Raw genomic sequence first — 22,478 nt, 5'->3', positions numbered from 1 at the left:
TAAGGGGATTATTCCTCATATGTCGGAATCATATCTTCCTCACTAATTTCAGACCACTCTACTTGATTCAATTCATCCATGATTGTTTCAATTTGAATCTGTATTAATGGAACCTTTACATATTTTAAAAACACATCACCCATAACAACTTCTTCTTTATAGATATCTATCGTTCTGATTTGACCTGCCCTGCCCATTCATATAAATCACCCAAAATATATATATGAACATCAAGAAACATTTCATAGTTGAGTGCATATTTTCAAACCAAACATCAATATCTAGCAGCTTTTAGACTGTATTGTGAGTATTGAAATTCTAGTAATTTCTGATGAATCAGAAATCGCTTTAATTAGTTTTTAACACAACCCATAAATTGTTGATAGATTTTTTTCGAGAAGGCTAATAATACTCGCCAGTTTATCTAACTTTTTCAAAGAACAATATAAATTATACTGCTAACTCCCCCAAACATAGAAATCTTTAGTTGTGGCAGAATTTTTTATTTTCATATTTGTAGCACTTAATACTTCCCCGATTTTGTCTGGTAAATTTTCATTGCTTGTTAAACCTGGTTGACAAGCAATAATTTTTCCACGCATAGGTATATTATCTTTCAAAGCTTGTTCTAAATATTTAATTTCTCCTTTAATAAATACACTATGTCCACTTCTCTGCCTATCTCTGAGCTTAGCCAAAAATATAGACTTACTTTTTAACCAAATCAAGGACTTTATTGATTGACCTAAAACTTCGTACACATCTCCAACAGATGAATTAAAATTTACTGAACTTTTAGCTTTTGCATGATAGAAAGAAACAATAATTTGTGTTTTCAAAATTTCTATCGAGATATAGTCAGCAATTTCACCAGAACCATGATCAAAAACTATATAATCATAGGTATTATTCTCAATAAGCTTCTCACCTATCGTATCTTGTAAAGAATTTTTATCTCCTTTATATTTATTAGTCTTAATTTCCATAGTAATATCTGTATTGTAACTTTTCCAGTCGATGGAAATAATCTTATTCATATCAAACGCAGGCAAATTATAATCATATCTGCTAATTTCATTTCCTGAAATGAGAGCTAACGAACTTGTATAAAATGACAATGGGAATTGATTCAGATAAACAGATAATGGCATTGCTTCTCTTCCAACCATTATAAAAAACTCCCCTTCTATAAAGCATTTATATTTGCCATTAATATTCCTTACTATATTGTAGCTTTTTCCACCTAAGCTAACCCTCAGCAAAATTTCTAATGTTTTTACTGATTCAATAGAAATATCAACATCCAAAATTGTAGAAGTCGATATATCTCCTTCAGAAATCAGTAAATTATGCGGCTTTCTATAGCTTTGGACATTAAAATCCCACATAAAAATATCTTTTGGGAACTTTTTCATTTCAGTTGGCATTGGAAGGTTATCGTAATTAGTATTTGTCTTCACCTTAACCTGTTGATTTGAAATTTTGTCACCATTCAAATCAAACCATTTAACCATCTCTTGAATACTTCCATATTTACTACTCCAAATTTTTGATCCACTACTATACCCTATGGTTATTTGAGTATCTGCTTCCTCAGCTTTACAAAATACATGACCTGGGGAATACATTTTTCCACTGTCAACATCAATAGCTTTACTAACATCAGAACCCGCACTAATTTTATATGTTTCGCCCTCAGACAATCGATTAGCTAAACCTGAGTTAAAGATTTCATGATTTTTTACACCACTTAGCACTTTATGTATATTACTCAATGTAATTTTTTCATAATTATCTTCGCCACAATAAGCAATTGCAATAGCATCATATATACTTTCTGATTTTAAATGGGAATTTATAAATAGTAAATTATTTTTTTTCTGATAATGGATAAGAACAGTATTATATTCTAAATTATAATAGATTCCATCCACTGTACTCCACCTTGGCAATTGCTTACTTGAAGTAACCACAACAATTGTTTGATCATCTTCACTAACATTAATATTTTCTATTTTCATCCGTAAGTCTGGGAATTTGGCATTAAGATTGAAAGATTTTGCATAATAAATTCTAGCATGAAAGTTAGTATACAAACTGTGTAGCGAGAACTCTTGATTGTTCGTCGATAATAGTTGATTGTCATAGCTTTTAAAGTATTCTTGACTTTCTATATCTTGATTAATTCTTTCCTCACTTAAGTCAATTATTATTTCTTGCCAAATAGAATCCGTTGAAAATAGCTTTTTATTCTCTAAAGCAAATTGTTCATCATTTACAGCTATAAAACTTGCTTCGCCAATTAATCTTTCTTGATTGGTACGAGCAAATCGACCTATGAATTGTAAAGTAGTAGCCAAAGATTTATGAGGGTCATGTATAACTGCAATTTTTAAATTAGGAAAATCGAACCCTTCAGCCATCATGTCTACACAAATAACTCCATTGATTTCCTGATTCGAAAGTTGATCAATAATTTTTAAAACTTCTTGACGGCTTTTCGAGCTATTAACAATTTCTAACTTTAATAAAGTATGGTTCTTATATAAATTAGATAAATGGGTAGCCTCTTTTTTTGATTTGCATCTAACCATCATCGCGTGCTCTAAGCCATTAGCTTTGTCTCTAAAAAAAATTTCTTCGCCTTTCTTCGCTAATATAATATCTTTATCTTCATCTTCTTTTAATTCAACTGGAATAAAATTGATTGCGCCAAAAACTCCATCTTTGTATGCTCGAGATAAAGGATAATTGTAAATATGATTTGCTTTTATTTCCTTTTTATCTCTTCTGAAAGGGGTTGCAGTAAATAGCACTTGTTTTGCTTCAGGGTTATTTAATAACACTTCTCTCCATGTTTTAGCGGGTTCGTGGTGAGCTTCATCAATAATAACTAAATCAAATATTTTTTTCGTATCTTGATTTTCTGATAAAGACAAAGCACAACCGGGAGTCGCGACAACTACATCAGCACTTTCAATATTCTTTTTATAGTCATCTGTATACTTATGTTTTAGTTCGCAAATTATGGGTGGCCCTACTTCTTTTTCAAAAACTCCAATTTGCTTTAAAATTTTTAGACTCGAAAAATTTTGTGCAATTTGAGAACGAACTAACACCGTGGGAGTCACCACTAATACTTTACTAACTCCTAAAAGATATGGCGCCATCATTATAACTGCTGTCTTACCTGTACCAGTTGGCATCGATAATAGAACAGGCTCTTTTTTTGTAGTGAAGTATGCTCCCAAAGCATGAATAGCTCCTACTTGAGCATTTCTTAATCCCTGACCATCACAACTGTAATCACTTAAAGGATACTTCATTGAAATATAGTTACTTGAAAAATAGCTCATTCAAACCCCTCCATTTTTTACTGCCATTATTTACTATTTTTTATGATCGAGATACAGATACAGATGAGTCCAACGAAAAAATCGATAAAAAATGACTCACTTTCATAAAGAACAGTAACGAATTGAAATTGCCTCTGAAATTTACTCCGCAATTATCTATCATGAAATCGATAATTTTTTCATTCTTCTCGTTTACCTCTCATTGTCTAAAGCGGTAAATTAAATTCTTATCAACAAAAATCGTTGAAAAAATGAAATATTATCCAGACTATTATCAAAAAGAAGTTCCTAAAACGATGATATAAAGCGAACATTACCACTTAGAGAACGGTGAATCTTTACGTACTTTCTTAAGACCTGGTTTTATATTTGACGTTTTGAATAAGCAGGAAAAAACTTGATATGACAGCGTTTTATAGAAATCTATTCTATATTGAATGGATTTGATTAGATTTGAACCCAATTTGTTCTATTTTTGGGTTCTAAAATTGGTAGTATATTTCGTTTGTTTTTTTACCTAACTCATATTAAGTTTTATGAGAGGCATATTTAAAGTATGTCTCTTTTTTGTTTTACTTCTAATGAGATTAACTTAAGAGAAAATCCTAGACATCTCATTTTGGGATATTTTTTTTATCTTAGGTAATCTCTTTGTCAGATGAAATCTTTATTTAAGTAAACTAATCCCGATATTTTATCGAATTAGAAAGATTATCAAAAAAAATTTGTACCCTAGGACTTTCTTTACCATTGTAAAAAAAAGAGGCGACATTGCTAACCTCTCCATTATTTGTTTAAAATCCTAACTAGTGGTTTGGCGACAACCATTGTTTAAAACTGACATTGATTAGTTGCCTTCTTTAAAACCACAATAGAATAACTTTCATAGATACTAAAACAAAATTTACACCTTTTTGTATTTATTAAAGTATTTTGCTACTATCTTTTTTACTTATTTCTTCCAATAGCTATTGAAATGAGCTTCTGCATCATTATCAATAAATAATTGCAAAAATAGATTCAAAGTCTCTTCCTTTGTCTTCCCAACTAATTCAGCAGACAAATCGTCAATAGAGTGTGAGTTAACATTGAAAAGTTTTTGCTGCTCTTCCTTATCTTTATAAAATTTTTGAGGATTAATCTTATTAAATTTTGTATAGGTTTCTATAATACGTCGCATTGAATTAAGCATTGAATTAAGCAAATCACTCTCATACAAGCTTTTGAGTTCCATCCATAAAATTTCATAGTGAGTAGTTAAATCTTCCTTCTCAGACATGATTCTATGAAACTTACCATTTGTTATCCAAAAAAAATTATTTTTATCATATTTAGAAACTTCGATTAGCTTAGTTTCATCATTAGGATCTTTTTTCTTTTCCTTAAAGTATCCTTGAGGCTGAACATTTAAATAAAAATGTGCATTATGAGTTAAACAAATAAAGTAATCGCTGACAGGATTAAATTTTTCTCTATTTTTTCCTTGATAGAGTTTTTGTAGCTCAGTAATTATAAGATATTGCATAGTATCATCATTAGAATTCATTGGATCATCAAATATTATTATCTTTTTACTAGGATGTTTAGATACACTTAGACTCTCAATAAAATATAAAAAGGCAATAATATTTTTTTCACCAGTAGACACTTGGTCAATTGGCCTTACTCCATTTTCTAAATCTTTTACTAAGTAGTACTCAATTTCATCTGATTCTTTTTGTAGTTCTAATTGTAAATTATGTTTACCTACCCCTCTCAATTTTGTATTGATGTTTTCAGCGAGCTTACTTGTATTTCTAGTTTGTTGAAGTAACTTAACTTTTGCATTTTCCTTAGTACTAAGTTGTTCTTTTATATAATATAAAGTTCCCAGTTCAGGTTTTATTTCATTGCCCAAAATAGAATGTTTTTTAATTTCAAGTTCATCTTGTACTGTCACACAATCTTGTTTTAGTTTATCCAACTCAAATATTTCAATTTCATATCCTTTCCATTTAACTTTGTATTCCTCTTTAAGATTTAGGTTAACAAAAACATAATGCAAACGAACTTGTTCCATGTTTTTGTGATGCTCTGTTTCAAGATTTCCAGTAAATTTGTTATTTTTTAATACTAGTTGATTAATTAGTTCCATTTGAGTATCTAAATTATCAGGAATACTGATTGATATAGTATCCTTAGTATCAAAAATATGTACTTGTCTGTCTTGTACCAAAGAAAGTAAAGTCTCCAAGAAAATTTTGATTTCTTGCTGTTTTTCTTTCAATATACTGTTATACTGTTCAACCTCATTGATAAAAGAACTATAAAAATCAATGGTATCAAGAAATTCCATATCATTAATATGTGATATTTTTCCATTTAATTCCAATACAAAGCTATTAATTGTTTCTTGATAATCTCTGATTACTGATCCAGAAAAATAACCTTCTAATTTTTGAGAACGTTCTGCTGTGTAAGTATTTCCACAAAATGCACAGTTCTCACCAGAATGATGAATTTTTCGTCCTTGGTCAGCAAACGCTTTTCTTTCAGGATTATCCTTAAGTTCATCAATGATGACCGCTTCTTCTAAATGATATTGAATTAATTCATTTGTTCTATCTAAAATTTTTTTTAGATCAAAGGTATTAATAATTGGTACTGAAACTTCCGGTTTTGCCTGTTCTCTAAGGACAGTAATACAACGTTTCAATTCATCAGGACTCAATTCTTTAGCTCTAGGAACGTCCTTAATAAAATCATTTTTGTAGTATGTAGTCTTTGTGATTTGTGGATTGGTTCGTTGCTTCAATTTTCTAGCAATATCTTGATAAAATTTATCTATTTCACGACTTTTAATTTTATATTTTTGTTCTACATCAATTGCTTTAACGTATAAATTATTTTTGAGGATACCATTTTCTTCATATTCTGGTTTCCAATTCAAACTTCTAAATTCACTCAATAATGTAGTTTCTTGTTCTGTAAGTGAGGAAATCTCTTTGTCTAAATTCTTTATTTCTTTTTTTATTTCTATATTTTCTTCACCTAGAACTACTGCATTCAACTTATTGTCTACTAAAATATTATCAAAACCTGTAAAAATGCGCACTTCATATTCATGTTGAAACTGATTTAGAATTATTGAACTCAGTGTTGATTTACCTGACCCATTTTTTCCAAATATAAAGTTTTTATTCTGAATAATTAATTCTGAATTATGTTGAAGATTAAAAGTTGGACAAGGTTGTGTCGATAAATCAATAGAAATTTCATTCATTATTATTTATACTCCTTTTTCAAAATTTAATTTTAGTAACCTAACCAATATGTAAAAATTACATTAATAACATAAATTTATTAACTATCCAATTCAGTATATCAGACTTATTAACGTAATTAACAATTATTATTAAAAAATTTAGCGGTTACAAGTTGATAAAATATGATTACACAGGGCATCTCAATTAGAGATGCTTTTTTATTTTAAAGGAGATGATACAAATTAAAAACAAAAATTCAAGTATTTTAACCTTAAGAAGTCTTTTTGATGGCATTGGTGTCTTCCCCTAGCTGCTGAATTAAATGGTATAACACCCATTTGGGCAAGTGAAATTGAATGAGGTTGGTTTGATATTCTTGAAAACATTTATGTTCCTTATAATAAACTACATGTGGTTCATCCTAAAGAAGCCATACGAAAATTTAAAGATTTATGTCAACCAACAAATTCATATGGTACTGAGTTGAACGGTCAGTTTATTTTAATTTATTTCCATTTGTTTCTATTTATATCAAAATAATTACTTTATTGAAGAATTTCCTGAATTACTAAATACTCCTTTAACGTTGGAAGAATTTGCGTGTGGCTAAGTTAGAACTTATCTAATTGAAAATAAGGGAGAAAGTTCTAGTGGTGTACCTTGGCAATCAAGAAAAAATCTTATTAATCAATTAAGTTTTAAAGTATCTGATAGTTTTTATTTACAAGATCAACTAAATGAAACATTTAAAATTATTTCAACACGAGGCGTCAATTTTCATACAATGACTGATGAAGAAAAATTAAAAGAAATAGCTAATATGCTTGAGTTTATCTTGAAGTAAAAGCATAGGTTCTTGTCTTTAGATACTGAAACTCTTTACTTTAACTATATAACTAGTAATGATATTAATTCCTATCAAAAAAGAATTCAATATTTTAGACATAGTTCAGAAGAAGGGTTAGAACAAAGAAAAGAATTATTACCAAATATTGACTTTCTTATTACCTATGGATTAGCTATATTTGCGCCTCTAAAATTAATATTAGCTAAATCGAAGGAACTGTGAACACAACATCTTTGTTGTATTTTTTTATTTATAAAGACATGGAAGTATGATTATGGAAATGCAAGTCTATATTTCTAATTTAGGAAAATATAATGAAGACGAACTTGTTGGTGCTTGGTTTCACACACCAATCAGTGTGGAAGATGTAAAAGAAAAGATTGGACTAAACGATGAACACGAAGAATCTGCCATTCATGATTATGAAGTTCCTTTTACCATTCATGAATATACATCTATCCATGAAATCAATCGATTATGTGCGATGGTCGAAGAGCTTGAAGGGACACCTCACTATGACGAACTAGCTGAAATCCAAAGCATATGGTTCAATAATCTTGAAGAATTATTAAGGCATCGAGACGACATTATTTATCATAGCGATTATGAATCTATGGAAGATGTGGCCACCTACTATGTGGAAGAAATGGGATAATTGGGAGAAGTACCTTCCAACCTTCAAAGTTACATTGATTATAAAGCCCTCGGCCATGATATGGAAAGTAATTTTCTAGTGACAAGTAATGGTGTATTTGAAAACCTGAATTGATAGTTCTTTAAATCATGATATACTTTTAGTAAATTCATGAAAAGAGGAATTATATGCCACCTATTCTTGGAAATTTTAAAGAATTAAAAAGAAACATGGAAATAGACGATTGGGTTATTGACTCATTCTGCTTCGAATCCAAAAAGCAGAATTACATTGTATTAGTAAAATTATACAATACAACGGAAAAAAGACCTGAATATGCATTGTTAAAGTTAGAATTTTTCTACGAAAACGACTTTTCAAAAAAACTAGAAGCCCCTGCCAACTCTGCTCGTGTAATGTTCGATAGTGTCACTGAATTTATAGATTTCTTTGGTATTGAAACAAATGGAAAAGGAAATATACAAGAAATATTTACCACTTTCTATCAAAAGTTAGCTGAACGTATTCCTACTTGTGTTACTCCCAAGAAATCATCAGCTCAAAAGATTGTGATGGTAAATTCAATTAATAAATCTATGTCTGAAAATGAAAATAGTGTCTATTGTTATAAAGTTAAAAGAAACCCTTTAAGAAAAGATGGAAGTTTAGGTCAGCGTTCAACCTACAACGATAATAAAACAAGAATTCTTAGAGAGTATTTATACGAAAAATTAAAATCAGATACTAATTTAAGTTTTTGTTATTCAGAAGATCCAGATATGAATTATACCGACGAATTAATAATAAGTAACTGGACACGAAATAAAAATAATACAAAATCTACGAGCGATCTTGGTTGATTATTCTTTTTTTATTTTCAAAGGAAGTGATATTTTGAAAAATTTAAAAAACTATACTAGTGTTTGGGCAGTTGAAAAAGTCATTTATGCCATCAATGTTTTTAAGCCCCCATTCCCTATTACCTTTAGTCAAATGGCTTGGTTCATTTGTAGTTTATTCATTGTCATGTTATTGCCCGATTCTCATTTTCTATATTTTTAATATCTTTATCCTTTTCAACCCAAACATATTCCAGATTTAAGATCATTCCTTTCATGTTGTTATATTAAAATTTATAATTTACATCCTCACAATAAATTGTAAATAATGAATCTGGATTACTTCTTCAAAATCAATGCAAGAATAAGTATAAGACAATTTTATTTTTAAAATAGTTTATCTTTTAATTTAGTTAATTCCCTTCACTCGCTCCTACTATTTAGTTCCGAAAAAGTTCTGATTTAAAATCATTATCGTTTTTCTCTTCTGTAGAATCAAAAAAAGGCAGTTATAATGAATTAAAACTCTTATTCATTATAGAAAATTTTTAAAAAGAATGATATATTACTACTAAATATAAATTTTATGGAGAATAAGATGAAACATACCACAAGTTTAGTTATCCGATTTAGAGATGCTATTGAAATGGCAAAAAATAATGGAGAGTTTAATGATGATTTTTCTTTTTATAGATTTCCGAGAGGATGCTGTGGAGATACCAGTGACTTGTTGGCTCAATTTTTACTAGAGTATGGAATAAAAACTTACTATGTTTTTGGGACATTTAGACCGGATTTGTTTGAGAATATTCAGACTCATGCATGGCTATTAACTGAAAATCAAATAATAATTGACATTACCGGAGATCAGTTTAGTGCTGATTCTAATTATTTTAATTATGATAAATCAGTATATATCGGTGAAACCGATAATTTTCATGCTTTATTTGAGGATACTGAAAGAATAGTTCATGAAAACAAAGGGTTAGATGCTTTGGGCCATAGGTGTCAACCCAGATTAAAAACATTGTATCAAAAGATTACTAAATATTTATAAATTAAATATAATGATAACGTTAAATAAAGCCAATAAATCTGATTGAGTATATACACATAATAAATCAGATTTGTTGGCTTTTTTATTTACTTCTTTTCCTCAACTATCTATTTTTTTTCAAAATAGATTGAACGAAGTAGTCACATATTAGGCCATCTACTGATTGCTCAAGATTTATAGTTTTTTCTAAAACATTATTTACTTCATTAATGAATTTTACTAGGTAATCAATATCGGTCTGATCATGTCTATTTCTTGTATTAAAGAACGGAGCAATATTAATAAATAATTTTTGTCCTTCTAGATAACCTTTTAATTCAAACGATGGTGTATACTCTCCAAAAACTTTTCTAATATCTAAATCAATAATTTCTTCATTTAGAATTTCTTTGTTTTGATAATCGTCCCAAAAAGATACCATTGCATTTTCAATGGTATCTATGATAGATTCACGAGCCTTACTAGGTATGTCAATTTTCGATTTTGCATAAATATATAATCTTTCTAATCCAAATCCGTTCCAGTGTTCAATTTTATTTTCAATTAAATACCCTCCTCTGGTACCATACCCGATTAAATCAGCTATTTTGTTAAAATCTATCTCATGGGTTTCTTTGTTAATAATTTTGTTTTTGATTTTAGGAGGGAGTTTTTTAGGATTTTTAGTTTTTTGAGATTCTGACTTTCGATTTAAAAACTCATTAATGTAAGATAAAACGATGTGTCTTATGTCGTTGTGTTCCAAATATATTGAGACATCTAGGTAACTCTCATTTCTTACATGATAATCTACTTCAGATTGATGATATTGTTTTTTCTTATCATGTTTATCGTTCCAAATTTGAATACAATAATCCATTTCAGAAAATTCATTATGAAAATAAAATTCACTACGTTTGTATCGACTAAAGATACGTCCTAATTGGTTATCTTTATATTCTTTTAATTTTAACGAAGCTATATCGTTAACTGGCCCTCCAGAGTGAACTATCAGTGTACGAATATCTAGTAATAACTTTATTCCTTCAGGTTTATTTATTTTAATTTTCCATAATCCTGCTAAATAGCTGATTGCATTGGTTAGCCTATAAATATTATTTGCAAAATGATCTGCTTTTGGATCTGGAATTCCACTTTCGTTCCCACTGCCTAAAAAATCTTCGTCTAATGTAAAGAAGTAGTCAATACATCCACGAATAATCCAAGTTACTGCTGCTTCAGTATTAGCAAAAGTAGTTTCATCATAATTGCAATATATCATATCATCAAATTTTCTTTTCAATTCCTCAGAAGTACCAGAGAAAAAGGTTTGTGGAACTATTTTAATATCATTCATAAATAATCATTTCCTTTGCTCAGAAATAAACTCGTCTTTTTTATTGGTCCAATTTAATGGATTTAATTCATCCATTATTTCCCCACTTAAAATTTGATCGTATTGTTCCAACTTTTCATTCAGGAAATTTAAGCTAAGTTCGGTCTCAGCAATTTATTGTTTCGTTCTCTCTTAAATTTTGAACAATATGGTAACGTTTTTCGATCGTTGGATTACCTTATAAACATAGTGCAAGATATATTCGCAAATTTGTCCAATTGTCATCCCGTACTGACATAAGTAATAGATAATAATCAACCAATTAATCGACTCTTCGTCGAATTTGCGATAACTATTTTCGTCCCTTTTTAAATGAGTAATCAACTCTTGATTGGTATAATAGCGATTTGTATGAGCGTTCATACTTAACATCGTAGACATTTCTTGAACAGTATAAAACATCAAATCACTTCAAAATTTATTTTTTTCTCTTGGTTTAGATTTACTCTAAAGGATTACACTTGATTTGTAAATCAAGTTAAACTTTAGGAGGGTTAATTATATTACATTGAACAGTGAAGTAAAAATGCCTATTTAGGATTCGGTGTTTATCAGATTGAAGAGCAAGAATGAGAAATATGTGTTTCAAAATCATTGGATGCTGGCTTTCGCTCGATTGATACAGCATAAATCTATTTAAATGAGCGATTAGATTTGATTTACTACTTTCATCTTTGGAACATGAAACTGCCTTGATATGTAAAATGGGATAATGATACACCTACCTTGAACGCCTCACCGCATTGGGTAGCTCTCCGAGTATGAGAAGAGATTTAAATTCGGTGGGTCTTCCTGGACCGTTTAATTATGCTTCACCTGTTCTTTATTTAGTCCATCTGTTAATTTAGATACTATTTTAAAAGGAGATAATATTCACTTAGTAACTCAATGTTATTTAATTGCAAACAAAAAAAGAAACAGTAATTATATTTGAAAACTATTTGAATAGAGATTTACAGTTTGCCTACTTATAAAACAAAAAATTGCCAACATTCAACTTAAAATTCAAGTCAATGTTGGCAAAATGTTTTTTTCAGTTGTATGAATTCAGATAAAACGCTAATATATCAACCTTTTACTCGTCATCCATCTTAAGAACGGACATGAACGCTTCCTGAGGAACTTCAACTGATCCGACTTGTTTCATCCGTTTTTTACCAGCTTTTTGTTTCTTCAATAGTTTTTGACGACGAGTCACGTCACCACCATAGAGTTTAGCTGTAACATCTTTACGTAGGGCTTTGATGTTTGAACGCGCAACAATTTTTTGTCCGATTGCTGCTTGAACTGGGATTTCGAATTGGTGTCTTGGAATGATCGTCTTCAATTGATCAACGATCGCTTTTCCACGGTTGAAAGCAAAATCTTTATGAACGATAAATCCTAAAGCATCTACTTTTTCGCCGTTTAATAGAATATCCATCTTAGATAAAGCACTTTTCTTATAGCCGATCATTTCGTAGTCTAAAGAAGCATAGCCTTTAGTACTTGATTTTAATTTATCAAAGAAATCATACACGATTTCAGATAATGGAATTTCATAAACCACGTTTACACGGTTATCATCCATGTAATCCATCGTTAAGAAGTCGCCACGTTTGCGTTGTGCAATTTCCATAACTGCACCGACGTAATCATTTGGTACCATGATCGTTGCTTTAACGTAAGGCTCTTCAATCGATTCAATTACACCTGGTTCAGGCATCTCAGCTGGATTCGCTACGATTTTTTGCGTGCCATCTGTCAAGTTTGCATGATAGATAACAGACGGAGCTGTTGTAATCAAATCTAAATTGAATTCACGTTCAAGGCGTTCTTGGATAACGTCCATGTGTAAGAGTCCTAAGAACCCACAACGGTACCCAAATCCAAGCGCTTGTGAAGTTTCAGCTTCGAATTGAAGTGCTGCATCGTTTAATTGTAACTTGTCTAGAGCATCTCTTAAATCGCCATAACGAGAAGAATCAATTGGGTACATTCCACAATAAACCATTGGCGTCATTTTGCGGTAACCTTCTAATGATTCTGCAGCTGGATTGTCAGCTAATGTAATGGTATCTCCAACTCGAGTATCTTGGACCGTTTTGATATTTGCAGTAACATACCCAACGTCTCCAACCATTAGGAATTCGCGTTTGATCGGTTTAGGCGAAAAGATCCCAACTTCAGCTACTTCAAACGTTTTCCCATTACTCATCATTTTCATCGTATCGCCAGGTTTGATCATACCTTCCATCACACGGATGTTTAAGACAACTCCTCGATAAGCATCGTAAGCCGAATCAAAGATCAACGCTCTTAAAGGATCATCTATATCACCAACTGGAGCTGGCACTCTTTCAACGATTTGTTCTAAGATATCTTCGATTCCAATACCGGCTTTAGCGCTCGCTAAAACTGCATCGCTTGCATCGATTCCAATTACATCTTCGATCTCAGCACGAACACGTTCTGGATCTGCAGCTGGTAAATCGATTTTGTTGATAACCGGGATGATCTCAAGGTCATTATCTAAAGCAAGATAAACGTTAGCCAGTGTTTGAGCTTCGATTCCTTGTGCTGCATCAACAACTAGGATAGCCCCTTCACACGCTGCTAAACTTCTTGAAACTTCGTACGTGAAATCAACGTGTCCTGGTGTGTCGATCAAGTGTAGTGTATATGTTTCGCCATCTTTGGCAATATAATTCAATTCAATTGCGTTTAACTTGATTGTGATACCTCGTTCACGTTCAAGATCCATCGAGTCTAATAATTGTGCTTGCATATCACGGTCAGCAACCGTATGTGTCATTTGTAAGATACGATCGGCTAATGTTGATTTTCCATGGTCAATATGGGCAATAATGGAAAAATTCCGAATGCGTTTTTGTCTTTCATTTAATTCCTGTTTATTCATCTAGTCGTGCCTACCTTCTTTATTTATTCCGAAAAAGTGTCACTGTAAATTATACCAGTGAAAAGCTTGAATTACAATGCGTTGGCGCAAACTAGCTCCCAAGACAAAAATAAAACCTAAGCATTAGCTCAGGTTTTATTTCACATGATAAACAAAGTTCATATTAATTGGGTAGATAAATTTTTGGTGCTGGTAGATTTATTCAACCACTCAACCAAAAATTCTGGAGGAATAGGGTTTGCTTGTAGCCATGTAAAGTATTCAGTGCGAATTAAAAAGCATTAGCGCTTCAGCGATTAAGCTTTTTTTGAGGCTTGAAAGCCTGAAGATTATAAGCTTCAGGCGGTACCATGGCTTTCTACAAGCAAATCCGTTCATTCCAAAAGAAATTTCTTTTGAAATACCAACACCATTTTTAATCAATCTACTTATTTAAAAAAATCGGTTCATTTCTTTTTCTTATCTGCTTTAAATGCATCTTTTACTTTATCAAAAATCGAACCATCTTGTTCTTCAACTTCCATACCGCTAGATTTAGCGAACTGTCTCAACAAGTCTGTTTGTTCTTTTGTTAAGTTTTTCGGAGTCATTAATTTAACTTTCACGTGTTGGTCTCCTGTACCAGTACCACGCAATTTTGGTGCTCCTTTGCCTCTCAAGCGGAAATTTGTTCCAGTTTGTGTTCCAGCAGGTATTTTTAATTTAACCTTACCATGAACGGTTGGAACTTCCACTTCATCCCCTAAAGATGCTTGGACGATATTAATTGGCAATTCGTAATAAATTTCTGATCCATCTCGATCAAATTGGTTGCTAGCTTTAACACGGAAAACAACATAAAGATCACCATAAGGTCCGCCATTTTTACCGGCTTCCCCTTGTCCATTTAAGCGCATTTGATTTCCATCTTCAACACCTGCAGGAACAGTAACTTTAACAGTATGTTTGTCTTTCGTATGTCCAGAACCATGACAAGTTGGACAAGCTTCTTTAATTTCTTGACCAGTACCATGACAAACATCACATGTTTGACGTGTCATTACTCGACCAAGTGGCGTATTTCTCTCAACGTTCAATGAACCTGTACCATGACATTTAGAACACGTCACAGGGTGAGTACCTGGTTTTGCCCCATCACCATGACACGTTTTACATTCTTCTTCACGGTTATAACTAATTGTGGTTTCTTTTCCAAAAATAGCTTCTTCAAATTCAAGATTGATTGTGTATTGTAAATCGTCTCCTTGACGAGGCGCATTTGGATTTTGAGATCGACCGCCGCCTCCAAAGAATGATTCAAAGATATCTTCGAAACCACCGCCGCCGAAACCACCAAAGCCTCCGCCGCCGTATCCGCCGCCACCTGCTCCAAAGTTTGGATCCGTACTTGCATGACCATATTGATCATAAGCTGCGCGTTTGTTGGCATCGCTTAATACTTCATAAGCTTCTGCAACTTCTTTAAACTTATCTTCAGATCCAGCTTCTTTATTAATATCCGGATGGAACTTTTTTGATAATTTTCTGTATGCCTTTTTTATTTCATCATCGGAAGCACCTTTTGATACTCCTAACACTTCATATAAATCTCTTTTAGCCATAATTTCCCTCCATCGTCTCACTTGACAATTTATTAATGTATCCTCAAATTCGCCTTAATGAGCATAGCATATCTAGAAGAAAAAGCCAAAAGCAATTTGCCCTGGCTTTTCCCTTCCATCCTCTAATGATAAAGATTATTTAGCGTCATCGTCAATTTCTTCAAAATCAGCATCTACAACATCTTCAGATCCATCTTGTGCTTGTTCTGCACCTTCAGGATTTGCTTCACCTTGTGCTTGAGCAGCTTGTTCATATAATTTAACGGTTAATGCTTGTACGATTTCATTTAACTCATCGCGTTTTGTTTTCATTGCTTCAAGATCATTTGCTTCAACAGCAGCTTTCAATTCATCACGAGCTTCTTCAGCTTTTTTAACTTCAGCTTCGTCAACTTTGCCTTCTAATTCACCAATAGTTTTATCTACTTGGAATAATAATTGATCCACTTCGTTACGTAATTCTACTTCTTCTTTACGAGCTTTATCAGCTTCAGCGTTAGCTTCTGCATCTTTAACCATACGTTCGATTTCTTCGTCTGTTAAACCTGAAGAAGATTTGATTGTAATGGTTTGTTCTTTTTGAGTTCCTAAGTCTTTAGCACTTACGTTAACAATTCCGTTTTTATCAATATCAAATGTTACTTCGATTTGAGGAATTCCACGTGGTGCAGCAGGAATATCTGTCAATTGGAAGCGACCTAATGTTTTGTTGTCGGCTGCCATTGGACGTTCCCCTTGCATTACATGTACATCAACAGCTGGTTGGTTGTCAGCAGCAGTAGAGAATACTTGTGATTTACTTGTTGGGATCGTTGTGTTACGTTCGATCAGTTTAGTAAATACGCCACCCATTGTTTCAATACCTAATGATAACGGAGTAACATCTAACAATACGATGTCTTTAACGTCACCAGTGATAACTCCACCTTGGATTGCAGCACCCATTGCTACAACTTCATCAGGGTTAACTGATTTGTTTGGTTCTTTTCCAGCTTCTTTGCGTACTGCTTCTACAACAGAAGGGATACGTGTTGATCCACCAACTAAGATGACTTCATCAATTTCAGATGTTGATAATCCAGCATCTTTCAATGCTTGGCGAACAGGTCCTTTAGTACGTTCTACTAAGTCATAAGTTAATTCGTCAAATTTAGCACGAGTTAAGTTGATTTCCAAGTGTAATGGTCCAGCTTCTCCAGCAGTGATAAATGGCAAGCTGATTTGAGTTGAAGTTACGCCTGATAAGTCTTTTTTAGCTTTTTCAGCAGCGTCTTTCAAACGTTGTACAGCCATTTTGTCTTTAGATAAGTCAACGCCGTTTTCTTTTTTGAATTCAGCTACCAAGTATTCCATGATTTTATTATCAAAATCATCTCCACCTAATTTGTTGTCACCTGCAGTAGCTAATACATCAAATACGCCGTCTCCTAATTCAAGGATTGAAACGTCAAAAGTACCACCACCAAGGTCAAATACTAAAACTTTTTCATCTTTATCTACTTTGTCTAAACCATAAGCTAATGCTGCAGCAGTTGGTTCATTAACGATACGTTCCACTTCAAGACCGGCAATTTTACCAGCATCTTTTGTTGCTTGTCGTTGTGCATCGTTGAAGTAAGCAGGAACAGTAATAACAGCTTTATCAACTGTTTCGCCTAAATAGCTTTCAGCATAACCTTTCAAGTATTGAAGAATTGTTGCAGAAACTTCTTGTGGAGTATATTTTTTGCCATCAACTTCAACTGAAAAGCCAGCTTCTCCGATATGACGTTTGATTGAGCTAATTGTGTTAGGATTTGTTACAGCTTGGCGTTTAGCTACTTCCCCTACTTGCATTTCTCCATTTTTAAATGCCACAACAGATGGTGTCGTACGGTTACCTTCTGGATTCGGAATAATTTTTGCTTCTCCGCCTTCTAATACAGCAACTGCTGAATTTGTTGTTCCTAAGTCAATACCAATCATTTTACCCATAATAAATCCCTCATTTTTTTATTATTTTTTTTTACAGTTATCTAAATTTTATTGAGCAACAATTACCATTGCGGGACGTAATACGCGTCCCTTTAAATTATAACCTTTTTGGAAAACTTGTACAACTGTTTCGCTTGCTTGACCTTCTTCAACAGGAACGGTTTGAATCGCCTGATGGAAGTTAGGGTCAAATGGTTCATTTAAAGGATCGATAACTTCAATGCCTTCATTTTTCAATGCAGTCTTGAACGTTTCCATAACCATTTCAATGCCTTTTTTCAAACTTTTCCCTTGCTCATCTGTTACTTCAATAGCTAGAGCTCGTTCTAAATTATCAATAACGGGAAGTAATTCTGTTGCTAAAGATTGAGCACGGAATTTAGCAGCATCTTCACGTTCTTTTGCATTGCGTTTTTGGATATTTGCCATTTCAGCTTGTACACGCAAATATTTATTTTCCATTTCTTCTAAATCAGCTTTTACTTTAGCAAGTTCATCAATTTCTGGTTGTTCCACTTCTACAGATTCAGTTGTTTCTTCTACCAATTCTGTTGGTGTTTCTTCAACCATTTCTTGTTCTTGCTTTTTATCTTTATTTCTAGACACAACAACAGCTCCTTTTGATTAATCGTCTACAGATTGATAGTAGTCGATTATTTTTTTTGAAAGCTCATTTCGAAATACATCCACCAAACCGATCATTTTAGAATAGGGCATATTTGTTGGACCTAACAATGCAATAACACCTGAACTATATCCTTCAATGTCATAACTTGCTGTAATTAAACTGAACTCATTAAAAAGCTCATTGTTTAACTCCGTCCCAATTTTCACATTGATTCCGGTAGTACTTGGAACCAATAAAGAAGATAAGTCATGAGTACCATCCATTAAGGAATAAATAGACTTGAATTTTTCGACATTTAATTCATTCGAGAAATCGAGTATATTCATTCTTCCACCTACGTGCATCCTATCTTGTCCAGCTTTCAAGAAGACATCTTCGAAGATATTCAGCATTCCTTCATTTGTTCGAACATACTTATTCAACAATATCGGAATTTCTGTCTTCAGTCTTTTAAATACTTCCATTAGCGGAAGACCAACTAATTGTTCATTAAAAATACGAACAATTTTTTCTAGCTCGTTAACATCCATTGACCTCGGAATGGTTACTATTTGGTTTTCTACATGGCCCTTATCGGTTACTAAGATAGCCATAACTTGATAATCATTTAATGGCACCAATCGAAAACCAGTTAGAATACTTTCTTTGATCTCAGGACCTAACGTTATCGCTGTGTAACTGGTCAACCGAGAAAGCAATTCAGCCGATTGAAAAACAATCTCATCCAATTGCCTGAACTGATTTCCTAAAGCATTTTTTATGACCGCAAGATCTTTTTTTTGAATTTTTGCTGGATGCACCAGATGGTCTACGTAAAAACGGTACCCTTTTAAAGATGGGACACGACCGGATGACGAATGCGTTTTTTCAATGAAGCCTAATTCTTCAAGACGCCCCATTTCATTACGAATAGTTGCTGAACTAAAACTGATTTCAGCTTCATTCATTAAGGTTTTGGATCCTATGGGTGTCTCATATGAAGTGTATAAGCGAATGATAGATTTTAAAATTAAAATCTGCCTTTCAGTTAACATATTGCATCACCTCTTTTTTAGCACTTGAAACTATTGAGTGCTAATACATTTATTAATTTACCAAATATAACTGTATCTGTCAATAATTTTTGTTTATTTTTTGACTAATTTTGACGTTTATCTAAAAAGCCGGTTTAACACTTGATTTATCTTACTTTTACTAAAAAGACAGTGTCAAAAATGGAAAGTTCCATCTTCAACACTGTCTTTTAATTCTTCTTATATCAGATTAAGTTCTAGTTTGGCTTTTTCAATTTCATTTCTAATCTGGTCGAATCCAGTGCCACCTAATGAATTTCTACGTTCAACAGCTACACGAGATTCCAATAACCTATAAACATCTTCTTCGATAATAGGAGCAGCATGTTGAAATTCGGTTAAAGGAATATCTTGTAAGTAATGGCCATTTTTCAAGCACTTCAACACAAGTTTCCCAACAATTTCGTGCGCTTCTCTAAATGGGATACCTTTTGAAGCCAGATAATCCGCTAATTCAGTCGCGTTTGAAAAATCTTTCGTTGTTGCTTCACTCATATTGTCTTCATGCACGATCATATCTTCCAACATACCAGCAAATATTTCCAAACAATCTTTAACCGTTTTTACTGTATCAAACATGCCTTCTTTGTCTTCTTGCAAATCTTTGTTATAGGCTAATGGCAAACTTTTCATTGTCGTTAACAACGAAAATAAATTGCCGTACACTCTGCCTGTTTTTCCACGAATCAATTCCGCCATATCTGGATTTTTCTTTTGCGGCATAATGGAACTACCCGTCGAAAAAGTATCCGTTAAACTAGCGAATTGATATTCATGACTGGTCCAAAGAATCATTTCTTCACAAAAACGCGAAAGATGCATCATCAGTATACTGCTTGTAGATAGAAATTCTAAGATGAAATCTCGATCGCTCACGGCGTCCATACTGTTGGAATAGATAGAACTGAAACCTAACTGTTCAGCGGTGTACAAACGATCGATGGGAAATGTTGTTCCTGCCAAGGCAGCTGCTCCTAGTGGAGAGCAATCGATTCGTTTTAAACTATCTTGATACCGCTCTAAATCACGTTTAAACATATTGTAATACGCCAATAAATGATGAGCAAAAGAAATGGGTTGCGCATGTTGCAAATGTGTATATCCTGGAACGATTGTTTCAATATGCTTTTCTGCTTTCACTAAAATAACTTTTTCCAGATCCTCAAGCGATACGGAAATTTCACCTACTTGACGCTTTAAATACAGGTGCATATCAGTAGCCACTTGATCGTTCCGACTTCTTGCTGTGTGCAACTTACCTGCAACAGGACCGATTTCTTTATGGAGAAGCGTTTCAATATTCAAATGAATATCTTCATTTTCAATAGAAAATACCAACTCATTATTTCGGGCTTTTACTAAAAGACTTTCTAACCCTTTGATGATGTCATCTGCTTCTTCTTGAAGAATAATCGCTGTTTTAGCCAACATTTTAACATGTGCCAAACTTCCCAAAATGTCTTCTTCAGCTAAAACTTGGTCTACTTCAATTGAAGCCCCAAACTCATCAATCCATTTTTGGTTTTCTCCTTCAAAACGACCGCCCCATAATTTTTTCATATTTGTCATCCTATCTTTTATTAAATGTACTTTTTTCGTTTTTACTTCGTTTTAATTGTATCTTTTGCTTTATTTACTTCCGCATGGACTTTTGTAGGCAATCCCCACAATTTGATAAAGCCAACAGATGATTCTTGGTTAAATGTATCTGCAGATGTATAAGTTGCCAAGTTTTCATCATACAATGAGTTTGGTGATTTTCTGCCTTCTACAATGGCATGGCCTTTAAATAATTTTACCCGAACGGTTCCGTTAACGTACTTTTGAGTAGATTTCAAAAAAGCAACCAAACTTTCAGTTAATGGATTGAACCATAATCCATTATAGATCATCTCCGTTATTTTTTGTTCGATCATTGGTTTAAAGTGTGCAATATCTTTAACAAAGGTAAGATCTTCTAGCTCTTTATGTGCTGTCATTAAGGTTACAGCTCCAGGCGCTTCATAAACCTCACGAGATTTAATTCCAATCAATCTGTTTTCAATATGATCAATCCGTCCGACTCCATGTTTCCCAGCAATGCTGTTTAACTGTTGAATTAACTCAGCCAATTCATATTTTGAACCGTCAATCGCTATGGGTACACCTGCTAAAAATTCAATTTCAATCCTTTCAGGAATATCCGGTGTATTTTCTAAACTAACCGTTAAATCATAGGCAACTTCTGGTGGAGCAATCCATGGATTTTCTAACACACCACACTCGTTGCTTCTTCCCCATAGGTTTTGATCAATAGAGAAGGGATTGTCTAAATCAATTGGAACCGGGATAGAGTGTTCAATAGCATAGTTGATTTCTTCTTCTCTTGACCATGTCCAGTCACGAACTGGTGCAAGTACATTTAAATCTGGTGCTAAAGAATGAATAGCAACTTCAAAACGAACTTGATCGTTCCCTTTTCCTGTACAACCATGTGCTACTGCTACAGCTTCTTCTTTTATAGCTACTTCAACTAATTTTTTAGCAATTAAAGGACGAGATAACGCTGATATTAATGGGTACTTACCTTCATAATACGTATGCGCTTGTAATGCAATCAATGCAAATTCATTAGCGAATTCATCTTTAGCATCAATCGTATAAGAAGCTACCGCACCAATTTCGATTGCTTTATCTTTAATAAAGTCTAAGTTCTTTCCTTCTCCAACATCTAAACAACAAGCTATTACATCATATCCTTCATCCATTAACCATTTAATAGAGACTGACGTATCCAATCCTCCTGAGTAAGCTAAAACAACTTTTCCTTTATTCATAAAAAACACCTCATCCAATTAATTTTATTGTATGAAAGTATCCTAACATGGCAAAAAGATTAAAACAAGCTAAAAGTGTTTTTTTATACCTTTTTTTGTATTATTTAACGTATTGAAGAATAAATTATGTATAT

General features: G+C 32.7%; 14 protein-coding genes and 2 pseudogenes. 4 read left to right on the top strand and 12 right to left on the bottom strand.

Annotated elements, in window-relative coordinates:
• Positions 1-8: 8 nt before the first annotated feature.
• From BLT48_RS02790 to BLT48_RS02780, 3 genes are all read right to left on the bottom strand, one after another.
• Positions 9-197 carry a hypothetical protein gene (locus BLT48_RS02790; RefSeq protein WP_089975052.1) on the bottom strand — a complete coding sequence of 63 codons (189 nt, stop codon included), beginning with the start codon at positions 195-197 and terminating at the stop codon, positions 9-11.
• Positions 198-458: 261 nt separating this feature from the next.
• The gene (locus BLT48_RS02785) at positions 459-3,356 is read right to left on the bottom strand and encodes a DEAD/DEAH box helicase (RefSeq protein ID WP_089975048.1); all 2,898 of its coding nucleotides are present in this window, start codon (positions 3,354-3,356) and stop codon (positions 459-461) included.
• Positions 3,357-4,308: 952 nt separating this feature from the next.
• Complete coding sequence (locus BLT48_RS02780) at positions 4,309-6,618, bottom strand: AAA family ATPase (RefSeq protein WP_089975045.1); 2,310 nt, start codon at positions 6,616-6,618, stop codon at positions 4,309-4,311.
• Positions 6,619-7,719: 1,101 nt separating this feature from the next.
• Between BLT48_RS02780 and BLT48_RS02770 the strand changes: the two are divergent.
• From BLT48_RS02770 to BLT48_RS02755, 4 genes and pseudogenes are all read left to right on the top strand, one after another.
• Positions 7,720-8,217, top strand: a pseudogene (locus tag BLT48_RS02770) (antirestriction protein ArdA).
• Positions 8,218-8,270: 53 nt separating this feature from the next.
• Positions 8,271-8,942, top strand: a complete 672-nt coding sequence (locus BLT48_RS02765; protein WP_176944052.1) for a DUF6037 family protein — start codon at positions 8,271-8,273, stop codon at positions 8,940-8,942.
• A gap of 34 nt (positions 8,943-8,976) precedes the next feature.
• Positions 8,977-9,114, top strand: a pseudogene (locus BLT48_RS02760) (TcpE family conjugal transfer membrane protein); the annotation flags it as partial.
• Positions 9,115-9,519: 405 nt separating this feature from the next.
• Complete coding sequence (locus BLT48_RS02755; protein ID WP_089975036.1) at positions 9,520-9,978, top strand: hypothetical protein; 459 nt, start codon at positions 9,520-9,522, stop codon at positions 9,976-9,978.
• A 103-nt stretch (positions 9,979-10,081) separates the two neighbouring features.
• On the opposite strand, the gene BLT48_RS02750 is transcribed toward BLT48_RS02755, so the two are convergent.
• The 9 genes from BLT48_RS02750 to BLT48_RS02710 form a co-directional block, all read right to left on the bottom strand.
• Positions 10,082-11,314 (bottom strand): hypothetical protein, encoded by a 1,233-nt coding sequence (locus BLT48_RS02750; protein ID WP_089975033.1) that lies wholly within the window; start codon positions 11,312-11,314, stop codon positions 10,082-10,084.
• A gap of 171 nt (positions 11,315-11,485) precedes the next feature.
• Positions 11,486-11,755, bottom strand: a complete 270-nt coding sequence (locus BLT48_RS02745) for a MerR family transcriptional regulator (protein ID WP_226776658.1) — start codon at positions 11,753-11,755, stop codon at positions 11,486-11,488.
• A 673-nt stretch (positions 11,756-12,428) separates the two neighbouring features.
• On the bottom strand, positions 12,429-14,252 hold the full coding sequence (lepA, locus tag BLT48_RS02740; protein WP_089975030.1) for a translation elongation factor 4: 1,824 nt from the start codon (positions 14,250-14,252) through the stop codon (positions 12,429-12,431).
• Positions 14,253-14,698: 446 nt separating this feature from the next.
• Entirely contained in the window at positions 14,699-15,856 is a 1,158-nt protein-coding gene (gene dnaJ / locus BLT48_RS02735; protein ID WP_089978622.1) for a molecular chaperone DnaJ, read from the bottom strand.
• 132 nt (positions 15,857-15,988) lie between these two features.
• Positions 15,989-17,827: a molecular chaperone DnaK gene (gene dnaK, locus BLT48_RS02730; RefSeq protein WP_035022834.1), complete on the bottom strand. Its 1,839-nt coding sequence runs from the start codon at positions 17,825-17,827 to the stop codon at positions 15,989-15,991.
• Positions 17,828-17,875: 48 nt separating this feature from the next.
• Positions 17,876-18,433, bottom strand: coding sequence for a nucleotide exchange factor GrpE (grpE, locus tag BLT48_RS02725; RefSeq protein ID WP_089975028.1), 558 nt, complete (start codon positions 18,431-18,433; stop codon positions 17,876-17,878).
• Positions 18,434-18,451: 18 nt separating this feature from the next.
• A complete protein-coding gene (gene hrcA, locus BLT48_RS02720; protein WP_089975026.1) occupies positions 18,452-19,489 on the bottom strand; it encodes a heat-inducible transcriptional repressor HrcA in 1,038 nt (345 codons plus the stop codon).
• A 219-nt stretch (positions 19,490-19,708) separates the two neighbouring features.
• Positions 19,709-21,088 carry an argininosuccinate lyase gene (gene argH, locus BLT48_RS02715; protein WP_035022828.1) on the bottom strand — a complete coding sequence of 460 codons (1,380 nt, stop codon included), beginning with the start codon at positions 21,086-21,088 and terminating at the stop codon, positions 19,709-19,711.
• 41 nt (positions 21,089-21,129) lie between these two features.
• Complete coding sequence (locus BLT48_RS02710) at positions 21,130-22,344, bottom strand: argininosuccinate synthase (protein ID WP_035022825.1); 1,215 nt, start codon at positions 22,342-22,344, stop codon at positions 21,130-21,132.
• Between the last annotated feature and the right edge of the window lie 134 nt (positions 22,345-22,478).

Source organism: Carnobacterium viridans (assembly GCF_900102725.1).
Lineage (GTDB): Bacteria > Bacillota > Bacilli > Lactobacillales > Carnobacteriaceae > Carnobacterium_B > Carnobacterium_B viridans.
The sequence above is the reverse complement of the archived record's forward strand: the minus strand, read 5'-3'. Positions and strand labels throughout refer to the sequence as shown.